At 44.1% G+C, this 14,352-nt stretch carries 10 protein-coding genes; 3 read left to right on the plus strand and 7 right to left on the minus strand.

What is annotated here, in order from left to right:
* Positions 1 to 6: 6 nt before the first annotated feature.
* Together purD and C6G87_RS02450 are read left to right on the plus strand one after the other, a co-directional pair.
* Positions 7 to 1,242 carry a phosphoribosylamine--glycine ligase gene (gene purD / locus C6G87_RS02445; protein ID WP_104751959.1) on the plus strand — a complete coding sequence of 412 codons (1,236 nt, stop codon included), beginning with the start codon at positions 7 to 9 and terminating at the stop codon, positions 1,240 to 1,242.
* Positions 1,239 to 4,880: a phosphoribosylformylglycinamidine synthase gene (locus tag C6G87_RS02450; RefSeq protein ID WP_104751960.1), complete on the plus strand. Its 3,642-nt coding sequence runs from the start codon at positions 1,239 to 1,241 to the stop codon at positions 4,878 to 4,880. The genes purD and C6G87_RS02450 overlap by 4 nt, the downstream gene beginning before the upstream one ends.
* A 68-nt stretch (positions 4,881 to 4,948) precedes the next feature.
* Here the strand turns inward: C6G87_RS02450 and C6G87_RS02455 are convergent, their stop codons facing one another.
* The 4 genes from C6G87_RS02455 to C6G87_RS02470 form a co-directional block, all read right to left on the minus strand.
* Positions 4,949 to 6,412, minus strand: coding sequence for an MBL fold metallo-hydrolase (locus tag C6G87_RS02455; RefSeq protein WP_233708968.1), 1,464 nt, complete (start codon positions 6,410 to 6,412; stop codon positions 4,949 to 4,951).
* Between the two features lie 159 nt (positions 6,413 to 6,571).
* A complete protein-coding gene (dnaK, locus tag C6G87_RS02460; protein WP_104751961.1) occupies positions 6,572 to 8,437 on the minus strand; it encodes a molecular chaperone DnaK in 1,866 nt (621 codons plus the stop codon).
* A gap of 21 nt (positions 8,438 to 8,458) precedes the next feature.
* Positions 8,459 to 9,001, minus strand: a complete 543-nt coding sequence (grpE, locus tag C6G87_RS02465) for a nucleotide exchange factor GrpE (RefSeq protein WP_104751962.1) — start codon at positions 8,999 to 9,001, stop codon at positions 8,459 to 8,461.
* An 11-nt stretch (positions 9,002 to 9,012) separates the two neighbouring features.
* The gene (locus C6G87_RS02470; protein ID WP_104751963.1) at positions 9,013 to 9,810 is read right to left on the minus strand and encodes an HrcA family transcriptional regulator; all 798 of its coding nucleotides are present in this window, start codon (positions 9,808 to 9,810) and stop codon (positions 9,013 to 9,015) included.
* 443 nt (positions 9,811 to 10,253) lie between these two features.
* Here C6G87_RS02470 and hsrA point away from each other — a divergent pair, with 443 nt between their 5' ends.
* Positions 10,254 to 10,934: a homeostatic response regulator transcription factor HsrA gene (hsrA, locus tag C6G87_RS02475; protein ID WP_104751964.1), complete on the plus strand. Its 681-nt coding sequence runs from the start codon at positions 10,254 to 10,256 to the stop codon at positions 10,932 to 10,934.
* Here hsrA and C6G87_RS02480 read toward each other — a convergent pair.
* From C6G87_RS02480 to mnmG, 3 genes are read right to left on the minus strand one after another with little or no spacing between them, the layout of a single operon-like run.
* Positions 10,931 to 11,278, minus strand: a complete 348-nt coding sequence (locus C6G87_RS02480; protein ID WP_104751965.1) for a hypothetical protein — start codon at positions 11,276 to 11,278, stop codon at positions 10,931 to 10,933. The genes hsrA and C6G87_RS02480 overlap by 4 nt on opposite strands.
* Complete coding sequence (gene dapE / locus C6G87_RS02485) at positions 11,253 to 12,416, minus strand: succinyl-diaminopimelate desuccinylase (RefSeq protein ID WP_104751966.1); 1,164 nt, start codon at positions 12,414 to 12,416, stop codon at positions 11,253 to 11,255. The genes C6G87_RS02480 and dapE overlap by 26 nt, the downstream gene beginning before the upstream one ends.
* The gene (gene mnmG / locus C6G87_RS02490; protein ID WP_104751967.1) at positions 12,413 to 14,305 is read right to left on the minus strand and encodes a tRNA uridine-5-carboxymethylaminomethyl(34) synthesis enzyme MnmG; all 1,893 of its coding nucleotides are present in this window, start codon (positions 14,303 to 14,305) and stop codon (positions 12,413 to 12,415) included. Before mnmG ends, dapE begins: the two co-directional genes overlap by 4 nt.
* Positions 14,306 to 14,352 lie beyond the last annotated feature (47 nt).

Below are 14,352 nucleotides of genomic sequence, written 5' to 3' on the forward strand. Positions count from 1 at the left end.
GAACACATGAAAATTGCCATTATTGGAGGCGGAGGCAGAGAACACGCTATTCTTAAGAAGATCAAATCTCCGGATCGTCATATCTTTATGGTCCCGGGCAATGCAGGCATGGCTACTGAAGCAACCTGTGTTAATTTAAGTACGAGCGACACAGAAGGTATTTTAAACTTCGCCAAGCAACAAAAACTAGATTTTATCATTGTCTCACCAGATAATCCTTTGGTGGAGGGGCTGGTGGATTGTCTGGAAGAAGCGGGCTTTGCGTGCTTTGGACCTAGAAAATGTGGAGCGAGACTAGAGGGCAGTAAAATCTTTGCTAAAGAATTCATGCAAAGACACCAAATCCCCACAGCTTCCTACCATGCCTTTGAAAACTTGCAACAAGCCCAAACATTTTTAAAACAAACTTCCTTCCCCTGTGTAATCAAAGCCGATGGTTTAGCTTTTGGTAAAGGGGTGGTCATCGCTAGGAATTTGCAAGAGGGCATGGATGCGCTCAAAGAAATGATGGAGGATAAAATTTTTGGAGAGAGTGGGACAAGAGTACTCATTGAAGAGTTTTTAGAGGGTAAAGAGGTCTCTGTGCTTGCCTTCTGTGATGGATTAAATCTAAAGATCATGCCTCCGGCGATGGATTACAAAAAAGCCTTAGAGGGCAATCAGGGTCTAAACACAGGCGGGATGGGCTGTATTGCTCCTAATCCCTATTTCAATGAAAAAATCGCACAAGAGTGCCAAGAAAACATTTTCTTGCCCACTCTCAAGGGTATGCGCGAGGAAAATTTAGATTTTAGGGGGTGTTTGTATTTTGGTTTGATTCTCAGTGCTAAAGGTGTTAAGGTGCTAGAGTACAATTGCCGCTTTGGCGACCCAGAAGCCCAAACCCTCTTGCCCTTGCTTCAAAACGATTTGTTGGAAATCATGCAAGCCTGCTCCAAAAAACAGTTAGCAAGTCAAGAGGTATGTTTTAGTACGCTGGCTTCTTGTTGTGTCGTACTTGCCTCTCAAGGTTACCCACAACACTTTGAAACGGGCAATCCTATTAGTTACCCCTCCGATCTTGAAATTTGTTTTGCAGGGGTCAAGCATGATCAGGGCAAGTTAGTTAATTCCAGTGGGCGAGTGCTTAGTATCACTTCTAGCGCACCCACTCTTGAAGAGGCAAGAGAGCTAAGTTATGAGCGTATCGCTCAAGTTAGTCTAGCCAATGGTTATTATCGCCGGGACATCGCTCAAATATGATTCTCTATACCCAAAAAAAAGAAGGCTTTGACTTTTTAGCGCAACATCTTTGTGTAGAATTGCAAGATATTTTGAATCTGCCCCATTTAAAGAAAATCACCCTGATTAATGCCTATCTCTTGCAGGGAGCGGTGGATGTTAAACATGCCCAAGCGATCCTTTATGAGCCCCAAACTGAAGTGCTCTTAGAAGTGCTTGACCTCACAGATTGTGATGCCCACTTTGCGATCCAAACACTTAAAGGGCAATTTGATCCAAGAAGTCACGCAGCTATGCAGTGTTTGCAAATGTTGGACCCCAACACACCCCCACCCCTTGTAGAACATGCCAACATCTATAAACTCTATGGAAAACTCAACCAAGAAGAGGTGGGACGCGTACTCTCTTATCTAACAAATCCCCTAGAAAACCATGCGATTTCTCTGCCCCTTAAGTCTAGCCAGACGCATTTTGATCCTCCTTTAGCATTAGATTTGTGGGATTTTGCCCAAATTAAGGATTTTAAATCCCTAATTACTAAACACCAACTCTCTTTGAGTCCAGAAGATTTAAAACTAATTCAGACACAACTCCCCCATCTCAATCTCCTAGAGCTCAAGATTTTAGACACCTACTGGTCGGATCACTGCCGCCATAGTACCTTTTTAACAGAGATTCAAGCAGATATCAAAGATCCCTTAGCCCAAGAGATTTTCGCGCAGTATTTGCAAATGCGCCAAGAACTCAACCACCACAAGCCTATTACACTCATGGATCTCTCTACGCTAATGGTTAAATGGCTGAAAAAGCACCACAAACTGCCCTCCTTAGTTCAAAGTGAGGAAAACAATGCTTGCACTCTAGCCATAGAAGTAAAAACAAAAGAAGGTAATAAGCCTTATTTTTTATTTTTCAAAAACGAAACTCACAATCACCCTACTGAGATTGAACCCTTTGGAGGGGCCTCTACTTGTATTGGTGGAGCGATTCGCGATCCTCTATCCGCACGCGGGTTTGTCTATGCAGGATTAAGAATCTCAGGATGTGCTAACCCTTTAGAGCCTATTCAAGAGACCAAAAAAGGCAAACTCCCTCAAAGAAAAATCGCTACCAGCGCGACGCATGGTTTTAGCTCCTATGGCAATCAGATTGGTATCGCTACTGGGATTGTGAGCGAAGTCTATCATGAGGGCTACAAGGCAAAGCATTTAGAGCTGGGTGCAGTGCTAGGCATTGCTGCTAGGGAGCATGTCAAAAGTCTAGTGCCACAAGTGGGTGATCTCATCGTACTCATAGGGGGCAGGACGGGCAGAGATGGCTGTGGGGGAGCGAGCGGATCGTCTCTATCCCATGATAGCCAATCCTTGGAACTGTGCGGTGCACAGGTCCAAAAGGGTAATGCTACAGAGGAACGTAAGCTCCAACGCCTCATACACAATCCCAATTTTTCTAAACTGATCAAACGCTGTAATGATTTGGGAGCGGGGGGAGTGAGTGTCGCGATTCCTGAAATGGCAACAAGCGGAGTGGAAATTTATTTAGATCGCATGCCCACTAAATATACAGGACTAACCCCTTTTGATCTTGCCTTGAGCGAATCTCAAGAGCGCATGGCAATGCTCATTGATTCTAAAGACCTAGAGGCTTTTCAAACCCTATGTGAGAGTGAAAATGTCTTGAGTGTTCCCATAGCCACCATTACACAGAGTCAAAAACTGGAAATGTTTTTTCATGATCGCTTAGTTGCAAGTATCCCGGTAGCTTTATTACAAAGCAATGGCGCACCTAGAACTGCCAAAGCATGCATTAGTACCCCCCCTACTCCTAGCAAGATTTGTTATGACTTTTTACCTAGTCTAAAAGCCCTTGCCTCAGATTTAAATACTTGTTCTCAAAGAGGGCTTATAGAAACATTCGACTCTACCATTGGGAGCAATACGATCTTTATGCCCTTAGGCGGCAAGTACCAGACTACGCCTATTCAAACGATGGCGCATTTGATTCCCTTTGAAGAGACCTCCACTTGCTCGCTACTCGCCTTTGGATTTGACCCCTACACATGTGAATTGGATACAACTAAGGGGGGGTATTTAGCCGTGATAGAAGCGGTATGTAAGTTGGTGGCTTGTGGGGTTAAATTTGAAGAAATCTACTTGAGTTTTCAAGAATACTTCGAAAGTTTAGGTGCAGATGTGTATAAATGGGGCAAACCCTTAGGTGTGTTGCTTGGCGCGTTTCTCGCCCAAAAAAGATTAGGTATTGCCTGCATCGGGGGCAAGGATTCGATGAGCGGCAGTTTTGAAAACTTAAATGTGCCTCCTAGTTTCGTATGCTTTGCCTTTTGTGCTCAAGAAGCCACCCATCTCATTTCTCCAGAGTTAAAAGCTCCCGGACATTTTCTTTACTTGATTCAGCCTCCTCTAGACTCCTATGGACTTCCCGACCAACTGGAATCTCTCTTTGCTTATCTACACTCTTTGATCACCCAAAAAATTGTGCTCTCTGCTTATGCACTTGCGCGTAAGGGGGTTGCTGAGGCATTGCTGAAAATGTCTTCAGGTAACATGATTGGCGTAGAACTTGAGGAAAATATCTCTCTAGAATTGCTCTTCGCGCCTAATTATGGTGGCTTTGTGTTAGAAAGCACCCAAGAGCTAGATCAAGGCATCAAGTTAGGGCAGACCAGCGCACGCCCGTGGATTCAAAGAGGCATGCAGTCTTTAGAGTTAACGAGCTTACTAAACATGTCAGAACACCTCCTAGAGAGTCTCTACCCCACAAAAGCCGATGCCCCTAAAAATTGTCCTCTTCCCTCTGCCAAGACACAGTATAAGATTGCGCGTGCATGCCCTAAAATTGCCAAGCCCCGCGTACTTGTGCCCGTCTTCCCGGGCACGAATTGCGAGCACGACACCCAAAGAGCTTTTGAACAAGTGGGAGCACAGGTGCAGACACTAATCGTTTCCAACCTAACTCCAAAACACCTCGCCCACTCCATCACGCGCATGCAACAAGCCCTCAACAAAACTCAGATTCTCTTTTTGCCCGGGGGTTTTTCAGGAGGCGATGAGCCTGATGGTGCAGGCAAGATGATCAAAGCTTTCTTTTCTAACCCCTATCTGCGCGAGAGTATCGCTAGATTGCTAGATCAGCAAGATGGACTCATTGGGGGAATCTGTAATGGCTTTCAGGCCCTACTAAAACTTGGACTTCTGCCCTTTGGGAGTATCACTCCTGTCCAGCCTAACCACCCTACTTTACTACACAATTCGCTTTTACGCCATCAAAGCAAGATTGCCTACACGCAAGTGGTTTCTAATCGCTCTCCTTGGCTCTCTTGCACCCAACAAGGGGAAATCTATGCTGTGCCTATCTCACATGGTGAAGGGCGCTTCTTTGCGCCTTTGGAAATGCTAGAGCAACTTGCTCAAAACGATCAAATCGCCACCCGTTATGTTAATTCAGAGGGCGCGCCAAGTTTAGAGATAGAGGGTAATCCTAATGGTTCGCTTTGTGGAATTGAGGGAATCACTTCGCCCTGTGGTAGAGTGTTTGGCAAGATGGGACACTCTGAGCGCTTCAAACCTCTACTTTATCGAAATGTCCCAGGCAATTTCCACATGGAAGTTTTTAAGGGTGGAGTGAAGTACTATAGCTGACACACTCCATTCAATTTTTTAAGCGTGTGAACTTTGGAGTGCGGGCAGTAAGCCTTTTGCCAGTATGGCTAAATGGGATGTGTGTTGGCGTAAACATTGGTAAAATGAAACCAAAATGCACTTTCATAAGTGTTTGGATTGCGCCAAATGCGACAATGAAAACCAATAGAAAAGTCTTCAAAAGGTAAATGGTTTTCTACCACACAGGCTAAAATTTCTGCGCGTATCTTGAGCACCATAACTCTAAAATTTTCTTGGAACCTCACAACTTCCTCTTGAGGGTCTAGCACACGGAAGGTTTGGCATGCAAAATTGGCTTCCACCCTGGGGGCTACAACCGCGCTGAAATTGTCATTAGTAGGTATAAATGTAACAATCTGTTTATCGACATAGTTAGAATTTTGCAAATAGGCGATGAGCTTTTGTGCATCATAGATATAAGTTTTTTTGTAGTGTGCGATGTAAACCTCAGGATCGCTAGGGGTTAGGGGAGTGTGGGGGGTGGAATTAACTTGTAAGCCCCGTGCACTCAAATGCAAAATGCGATCTTGCCTAGGCGCAAGATATCCTACGCCTAAGTTCATGCATAATTTTTGGTAGTCCTTTGGAGTGTTTTTGGGATTCTCTCGTTTAATTTCTAAATCCCTGAGCGCACCCTCTGTAAACATGCCCGCGTAAGGCATATAAAATTGGGGTTTGCAAATCTCTAATGTTTGTTTAACTTGGGATTTCATATGAGCTTTGTTACGCGCGCAGATAGCGCGTTTTTCTTCTAAACTATAATTATCAAAACATAATGGAAAGCCGCTTGCTCCACTGGAAAAGGCGCTACACAGTAAAGTGAGTTCACGGGGCAATACATGCCGATTTAAAAAATTACTATCCACCGTAAGTAGAATTTCATGCCCTTCCAAGCACAAATAAAGACCGCTGTCGTCCCTAAAATCGCCTGATTTAAAAACAGCACAAAAAGCATGATCGTGAAGGGCATAGATCTGTGCAAAATCCAGTGTAATGACGCGTGTAAAGCCTAAACTTTTCAAGGCTTTTTCTGTGCTCTTAGAAGCAAAGTTGGCGCATATAAAAAGTTTATCTTTGGAAACCAATGATAGAGTTTCTGGACTGAGGTGATCGGGGTGGTTGTGCGAAATGTAGATCACATCTGATCTTTGCAGACATTCTAAAGCCTCTTGAGAACTAGGAGTAGCATGCCACCAGCCGGTAAGAAACGCTGAACCTAATAACCATGGATCGGTGATAATCTTAAGTCCCGCACTTTCAAAATATAAACAGGCATGGTTGAGATAACGGAAAGTAAAACTCCCTTTTTTTGAGGGGCGGTAGGGGTTTAACAAGTGCCGTGCTTTTGTGAGGGTGAGAATCTTGCCTTTGAGAGAGTAAGTCGCGGGGTCTAAAGGGGTTTTTATCGCACCATTAGCGTAAGTGAGGGTCTTTAAGTCTAAACACCAACCATGTTTAGGGCAGTGAAGTGCCCCCCCCCCCCGCAGAGAGAGCCACCCATATGGTCGCAAGTGGCATCAATAAGCCACTCTATACAACCACTGGAGGAAATTTTGACATAATGCGTTCCGCAATTAAGCGGGTGAACCCCCTCGTCAAGATTGGGGAAGACTAAGGAAGTCTGAAGATTCTGACTCACAAAAGCCCCCAAGTGTTTTAGTTCCACCTGTTTACTCTACTTCTGCATCGATCACATCGTCCTCTTTTTTCTTAGACGCTTGCGCATTCTGATCCTTTTGCATCATCGCTTCGGTGAGTTTACCAGACACTTCGGCAAGGCGCTTCATTTTACCCTCCAACATATCCTTAGTGGCGCTTTCATCTTTAAGTGTTGCTTCCAGTTCATTGAGTGCAGTCTGAATTTTTTCTACCTCACTAGCCTCCAAGTTCGCCTTATGCTCTTCCAAGCTTTTTTTAGTTTGGTGAGCCAGGCTTTCGGCTTGATTTTTAGCCTCTACTACAGCCTTGCGGCGTGCATCTTCTTCTTTGTGCAACTCGGCATCTTTAACCATTTTTTCAATCTCACTATCACTCAAACCGCTAGAGCCGGAGATTTTAATCTCCTGAGATTTGCCCGTATTTTTGTCTTTGGCAGATACGGTTAAAATGCCATTCGCATCGATATCAAAGGTAACTTCAATTTGGGGCACACCGCGCGGTGCAGGGGCAATACCGGTTAGATCGAATTTCCCTAGAGATTTGTTGTCTTTTGCAAATTCACGCTCACCTTGCAAAACCAAAATAGAAACTGCAGGTTGGTTATCTTCTGCTGTGGAGAAAACTTGGGCTTTTTTGGCAGGAATTGTAGTGCCCTTTTCGATAACCTTTGTCATCACACCCCCTAAAGTTTCGATACCCAAGCTCAAAGGAATTACATCCAAGAGCAAAACATCTTTCACATCACCTTTTAAAACGCCTGCCTGAATACTTGCGCCTACTGCCACCACCTCATCAGGGTTAACAGATTTGTTTAGGTCCTTATTGATGAATGTCTTCACGCGCTCTTGTACCTTGGGGATGCGTGTAGAGCCCCCCACGAGTACCACCTCAGCAATATCGCTTCGACTAAGCCCCGCATCCTCGATCACGCTATCAATTTTAGCAATGGTGTCTTCAATGAGGTCTTCAATGAGACTTTCAAATTTAGCACGACTGAGCTTTTTAACCAAGTGCTTAGGACCACTGGCATCGGCAGTGATGAAAGGCAAATTGATTTCCGTTTCGTTGGCTGAACTCAATTCTTTCTTGGCGTTTTCACTGGCTTCTTTCAAGCGCTGCAAAGCCATGATGTCCTTTTTAATATCGATCCCGCTTTCACTTTCAAATTCCTTAGCGATATAATCAATGATGCGGTTATCAAAGTCATCTCCACCCAAGAAGGCATCACCACCGGTGGCAAGCACTTCTACCACATTGTCCCCGGTTTCGAGCACGGTTACATCGAAAGTTCCTCCACCCAAGTCATAGACCATAATTTTTTCAGATTCTTTTTTATCCAAGCCATAGGCAAGTGCGGCTGAAGTGGGCTCATTGATGATGCGCAAAACATTTAATCCTGCAATTGTGCCCGCCTCTTTAGTCGCTTTGCGTTGACTATCGTTGAAGTAAGCAGGTACGGTGATCACAGCTTCGGTTACTTCTTCGCCCAAGTAACTCTGCGCATCTTCTTTAAGCTTCATCAAAATCTTAGCCGAAATCTCTTGAGGGGTATAAACCTTGCCCGCAATTTCAATCGCACACGCGCCATTGCGATCCACAATTTTATAGGGTAAGCGTTTTTTTGCTTCTTGAGCTTTGTCCTCATTGCTCATCAAGCCCATAATGCGTTTGATGGAGTAGATGGTTTTTTCTGGGTTAGTGATAGCTTGGCGCTTAGCACTCTCGCCCACTAAAATCTCGCCCTTATCTGTGAAAGCCACGACAGAGGGAGTAGTGTTTTTACCCTCTTTGTTGGCAATAATCTTTGCCTCATTGCCTTCATAAACTGCCATTGCGGAGTTAGTTGTTCCTAAGTCGATGCCAATTACTTTTGCCATGTTGTATCCTTTGTGTTAAGTTTAATTGTTCTTAGCAATGCTCACCATTGCGGGGCGTAATAAGCGCTCTTTATACTTGTAACCCTTTTGTAGCACTTCTACGATTTCTCCCTCTTCCTTATGCTCTGCAACCACATGTATAACCGCATTGTGCAAATTTGGATCAAAGCCAGAAACACATTCCACGCATTCAATACCATGTTTAGCAAGCACTTCATGCATCTTTTGCAGAGTGAGTTCTAAGCCTTTAGAAATGGGGCGATCTTTGCTTGTTTCTTCTTCTTTTTGAGCGCTCTCCAATGCGGCATGCAATGCGTCAATAACAGGTAAAAGATCGTGGGCGATCTTTTCGTAGGCGTACTCTAACGCCATTGCCTTATCTTTTTCCAATCTTTTTTTAGCATTCTCAAAATCCGCATGGGTGCGCAAATAAAGATCCTGAGCCTCCTTAAATTTCGCTTGGTAATCGATGCTAGGTTTGCTCTCTGTGTTGGACTCTTGTAGTTCTTGGGTGTTTCCCTCTTCTTCTAAGAGTTCATGCGTTTTTTCTGGTTGTTCTATCATATTATCCTTTCTCAAGATGCTTGTGCGATGGCGTGGTAGAAGCTTTCAAAATTTTGCTCCAAACTGCCTACACATAGCATTTTAGTCTCCTCCCCTTGGGTTTTGATGGGCTGTAGCACGCCTAAAAAACCCAAAGGCAAAAGACTTTCAAAATACAAACCCTCTTTCAGATACCTAAAAATATGCCCCTCCAAAATATCTAATAGCAATGCTTCATGACCACATGCGCCAAGTTGTGCTAAAAATCCCAGTCCAAAATAGAATCGCTTTTGATAAAAACTTTCAATTTGTGCCGCTAAGCGCATTGCGCACACAGAAAGTGCAATTTGGTGGATTGCTTGGCATTCTAGTCCCACTAGTGTGGCTGTAAACGCTTCCAGTTTTCTATGGTAATCCAAAGCGATTTGGAGGGCACCAAAATCTAAAATGAGCCATCTATGAGCGTAGTTGTGCACGCTTTGTAGGTGAGCCTTTTGGTAAGTTTCAACCACACTAAAAATTCCATAATGCATGCTTGCCTCCTGCAAGCGTTGCAAATCCACTTCTAAACATTCATGGGGATTAAGCTTGGCACGCCAATAATCTTTAAGCGCTTGATTTGTGGGGACACGCCCACTGCTACTATGGTTTTGAGATAATGCCCCCTCATGAGTAAGACGCTTAAAATGGTTGCGGATAGTTGCTGAAGAGATTCCAAATGTATGAGCCTCTTGAATAATCATGCGCAAACTCTCCGAACCTATGGGTGTACGACTTTCTAAGTAAGCTTTAATCAAAGTTTCCAAGAGCCACTCCGTCTTAAAACCCATATGCTTCCTTTCTTCAAATTGCTTGGAGTATAGCATAAAATTCGTAAAAATTAGCATTCTTTATAAAATATTGCTAAAATTTATGCATTAAACCCTAAACTTGATATTATATATATCAATTTATATTAATAATTTTACTTAAAAAAATTGCTATAAATAGTAATTATTAAAGGATTTATAGGTAGAGATTTTTACATAATTGGACAACAAATCCTGCTAAATCCGATAACTTCTGATTCTTGCTAGGCAATTGTTTGGATCGTAGAATAAAACACACGCATGCATTGAGCTTTAAGAATTTTTATGAATGATAGATGACAAGCTCTGCCTGAGAGTTATCACAGATGCCCACTAAAGAATGAAGACACACAAGCAGAGCAGAATCTCATCTCACAAAACTATGTTATAATATTTTAAGTTTAAGTTTTAAAAAAAGGATAGTGATGCGCATTTTATTAGTGGAACATGATACGCACTTAAGCAAGCAAGTTGGAAATTACTTGAGCGAAAAAGGTTTTCAAGTTGATGCAGCGGAGAGTTTAGAAGATGGTGAATACTATATCAGTATCCGCAATTACGATCTTATACTCGTAAGTATGGAGCTCAGCGATGGGAGCGGGTTAAATCTTATCCCGTACGCCAAGTACAAGCACCCTTCTATCGTAAGCATTATGTTTACAAACACCGCTTCTAGCGAACAAGAAATTAAAGCTTTTAAGGAAGGTGTTGATGACTTCATTGTCAAACCTTTCGATTTGGGCGTATTGGCCGCTAGGATCGAGGCGCGTTTGCGTTTTTGGGGTTCGAGCATTATTGAGATTGAGGACTTGGTGATTAACCCCGATGAAGAGAAGATTATCTACAAAGGTAAGGAAATTGAAGTCAAGGGTAAGCCCTTTGAGGTGCTCACCCACTTGGCCCGCCACCGCGATCAAATTGTCTCTAAGGAGCAATTATTGGATGCAATTTGGGAAGAACCCGAGCTAGTAACTCCCAATGTGATCGAAGTGGCGATCAACCAAATCCGCCAAAAGATGGACAAGCCTCTAGGGATCTCCACGGTAGAAACCGTGCGCCGTAGAGGGTATCGCTTCTGCTATCCCAAAAGTGGCACAGAGAACTAAAACGAGATAGCGTTATGGCTACTAAGCAGGATTTCTAACACTTCCGGTGCATTAGTAAGCCTGCCTACGGCTACTTTGGCTTCGAAGTGTTCGACGCAAGCTTGACAGGAAAGGATCTCTACTCCCAGCTTTTCTAGATCGCGTAGAATTTGTAAAGCTTGGGCGTTTTCTATAAATGTGTTTTGTGTACTCAAAAGTACCCCACGATTCAGGAAAATTACCTGCTTTGGCAATAGATCTGCAGAAACTTGAGTTAAACTTTTTAGAAAACCCACCGCCACCTTAGCCCCTAATTCCCCCTCTCCAATTTTATCCGAGCTAAAAACTAGATGCTTGTTTGGCATGCGCGTCCTTGATAATCAGATAGAGTAATTCTACAAATACCTTATAAAGATTGTTTAAATCATCCACGCGTACCCGCTCATCTGTAGCATGGATACGATCGTTGGGCAATCCAAATTCCACCACTTCCACTCCTGCTGTGGCTAAAAAGCGCGCATCACTTGTGCCTCCATGTGTGTTGAATACAGGTGTGCGTTCTAAAATTTTAGCGATCGCTTCTTGGAGATAGCGCACCAGCGCACAATCTTTAGGGCTTAAAAAGGGTAAAGAATGTTGCTGTAAGGTAATATTACAAGGAATTTTTTCTAAAACTCTATCTAAGAAATTTCTTACATCCTCTAAAGTGGTTTCGGGTGAGTGGCGCACATTAAAAAGGATTTCTACAGATTTAGGTGTAACATTGCTTGCGCCCGAATCACTCTTAATCGCAGTGATCACAAGTCTAGATGGCTCAAAAAAAGCGTTCCCACTGTCAAGTTGTGTGCCGGCAATAAAGTTAAGCTTACTAGCAACGAGATCGATAGGATTTAGACAAGTTCTAGGGTAGGCTACATGCCCGGGAATACCCTGTACGACAATTTTACCCCCAATAGAACCTCGCCTTCCAATCTTTACACCATCACCCAATTCTTTCGCGCTCGTTGGCTCTGCCACCAATGCACAGGTGGGTAAAAGGGCTCGTTCACGCAAAACTTCTAAGATATATTGTGTGCCAAACTGAGCTTCTCCCTCCTCGTCGCTAGTGAGCAATATAGAAAGAATAAGTGGGGGTGCATCTTCTTTAAGAGTCGCGCACACATCGCGCAATGCACACACAAAAGCGGCAATCCCTCCTTTCATATCTTGCGCCCCCCTACCATAGAGAAAGTCCCCATGCACAACTCCTCCAAAGGGATCGTATTGCCAACCTTGACTCACAGGCACGACATCGATATGTCCGGCAAAGCAAAAGTGCAAAGGGGTTTTAGTTGGATCGCCAAAGCGTTTATAAAATAACACATTGCTCACCCCATTCTTATCAGCGCGCACCATCTCAAAATCCCCTAAAAACGCACAGATATGAGCAAAAATCCCCTCCTCTTTGGGCGTAATTGTCTTGTAGGAAAGTAATTGCTGAGCAAGCTGGACAACCGCACTCATGAAAACACCACCTTTGCCTTTGCATGCAAGTGTAAATAAAGTTGCAAGACTTCTAAGTTAGCTGGGGTGATCCCACTAATATAAGAAGCTTCTAACAAGGTCTTAGGGCGGTGCTTACTCAACTTTTCAATGGCTTCTAATCCCAAACCTGCAATGCGCTCAAAGGCGAAGTCCTGAGGGATTTTAGTGTCCCATAAACTCTCCATCTTAGCAATAGAGGCACTTTGTTTCTCAATATAGCTATGGTACTTGCATGCGATTTTAACCTGTTCGAGCGCTTCTGTATCTAAGTCTTGCAAGCATGTAAAAAAGGTGCGTAAATCTTGGATTTCAAACCCATCTCTACCTGCTAAAAACACCCCATCACATCTATCGTTGATAGGGGCTTGATCTAGAGCATGTAACCTCTTTAAAGTTTGTTTATTAGGAGTTAGAATGGTGTGTTGGAGAGCATGCATCGCATCTGCAATCTGAGTTTGTTGGGTTTGGAGTTTGGCATGATCGCAATCATCCATCAAGCCTAGCGCATGCGCATAAGCCCCCAGCCTGAAGCGCGCGTTGTCTTCCCTGAGCAAGAGGCGGTACTCCGCGCGCGAGGTGAACATGCGATAGGGTTCCTGGGTGCCCTTACAAACTAAATCATCAATCATCACCCCGATATAGGCTTGATTGCGCGTGAGAATAAAAGTTTTTTCTGTAAAACTAGGCGTGCGAACCCCTAGAGCCAAAGCGGCGTTAATACCAGCCATTAATCCTTGTGCGGCGGCCTCTTCATAGCCGGTTGTGCCATTGATCTGTCCGGCTAAGTAGAGATTGGGGATTTTTTTGGTTTCTAGGGTGTGGTGCAATGCTGTGGGTTGCACAAAGTCGTATTCAATGGCGTAACCATAGCGCGTGATGTGGGCGTGTTCTAGCCCCTTGATGGAGTGAATCACCTGCTCTTGAATTTCAAAGGGTAAAGAGGTGCTTAAGCCATTGACATAATACTCGCTAGCCGATCGGGTTTGGGGCTCTAAAAAGAGTTGGTGGCGCTCCTTGTCTTTGAAACGATGAATCTTATCCTCAATGCTAGGGCAATAGCGCGGCCCCACGCTCTCAATTTGCCCGCTGAACATGGGGGCTTTGTCCAAGTTAGCTTCTATAATAGCGTGCGTGGTGGGGTTGGTGTAGGTGATAAAACAAGGAAGTTGATCAAGATGGTGTTGCTGGGTTTTATAACTAAATTTGGGTGGATTAGGGTCACCATAGTGGGCTTCTAAATCTCTAAAGTCAATGCTAATACCCGCCAATCTAGGGCAGGTGCCTGTTTTTAATCTGCCTACTTGCAAACCCAATGCGCTGAGTTGATTAGAAAGTTGGACGGAAGCGCTCTCTCCAAAACGCCCATTCTGACTTTGATGTGTACCGATATGCACCAGTCCCTGTAAAAAAGTGCCTGTGGTGATAATAACCTTTTTAGCGCGATACAGCTTACCTATGTTGGTTTTAACGCCCACAACCATCCCCTTCTCTAATAAGAGTGTTTCTACCATTTCCTGAGAGACACTTAAGTTTGGGGTTTGTAGAGCTAAGTTTCTAGCCAAAACACGATAGACATCCATGTCAATTTGAGCGCGTGTGCCCCGTACAGCTGGTCCTTTAGAGGCATTCAAGGTGCGCAATTGCAAGGCACTCTGATCGGCTAGTACACCCATCACTCCCCCTAATGCGTCAATCTCTTTAACCAAATGCCCCTTGCCAAGCCCCCCAATGGCTGGGTTGCAACTTGCCAATGCCATATTGTCCACCAAAAGGGTGAGCATGTGTACCCGCGCACCCATTTTAGCTCCCACAAGGGCGGCTTCTAAACCTGCGTGTCCGCCACCCACAACTACAACATCCACTTCCATAAGATCCCCTTTTAATTTAAAGGCATTATACCCCAATAACTCCAACA

It is taken from the genome of Helicobacter baculiformis, from assembly GCF_900197685.1.
Classification (GTDB): Bacteria; Campylobacterota; Campylobacteria; order Campylobacterales; family Helicobacteraceae; genus Helicobacter; species Helicobacter baculiformis.

Excerpts from the sequence above, each read along its gene's own strand:
- dapE (WP_104751966.1), bottom strand. The coding sequence starts at position 12,416 with ATGAGTGCGGTTGTCCAGCTTGCTCAGCAATTACTTTCCTACAAGACA.
- hsrA (WP_104751964.1), top strand. The coding sequence starts at position 10,254 with ATGCGCATTTTATTAGTGGAACATGATACGCACTTAAGCAAGCAAGTT.
- C6G87_RS02480 (WP_104751965.1), bottom strand. The coding sequence starts at position 11,278 with ATGCCAAACAAGCATCTAGTTTTTAGCTCGGATAAAATTGGAGAGGGG.
- dnaK (WP_104751961.1), bottom strand. The coding sequence starts at position 8,437 with ATGGCAAAAGTAATTGGCATCGACTTAGGAACAACTAACTCCGCAATG.
- C6G87_RS02470 (WP_104751963.1), bottom strand. The coding sequence starts at position 9,810 with ATGGGTTTTAAGACGGAGTGGCTCTTGGAAACTTTGATTAAAGCTTAC.
- C6G87_RS02450 (WP_104751960.1), top strand. The coding sequence starts at position 1,239 with ATGATTCTCTATACCCAAAAAAAAGAAGGCTTTGACTTTTTAGCGCAA.
- mnmG (WP_104751967.1), bottom strand. The coding sequence starts at position 14,305 with ATGGAAGTGGATGTTGTAGTTGTGGGTGGCGGACACGCAGGTTTAGAA.
- grpE (WP_104751962.1), bottom strand. The coding sequence starts at position 9,001 with ATGATAGAACAACCAGAAAAAACGCATGAACTCTTAGAAGAAGAGGGA.
- purD (WP_104751959.1), top strand. The coding sequence starts at position 7 with ATGAAAATTGCCATTATTGGAGGCGGAGGCAGAGAACACGCTATTCTT.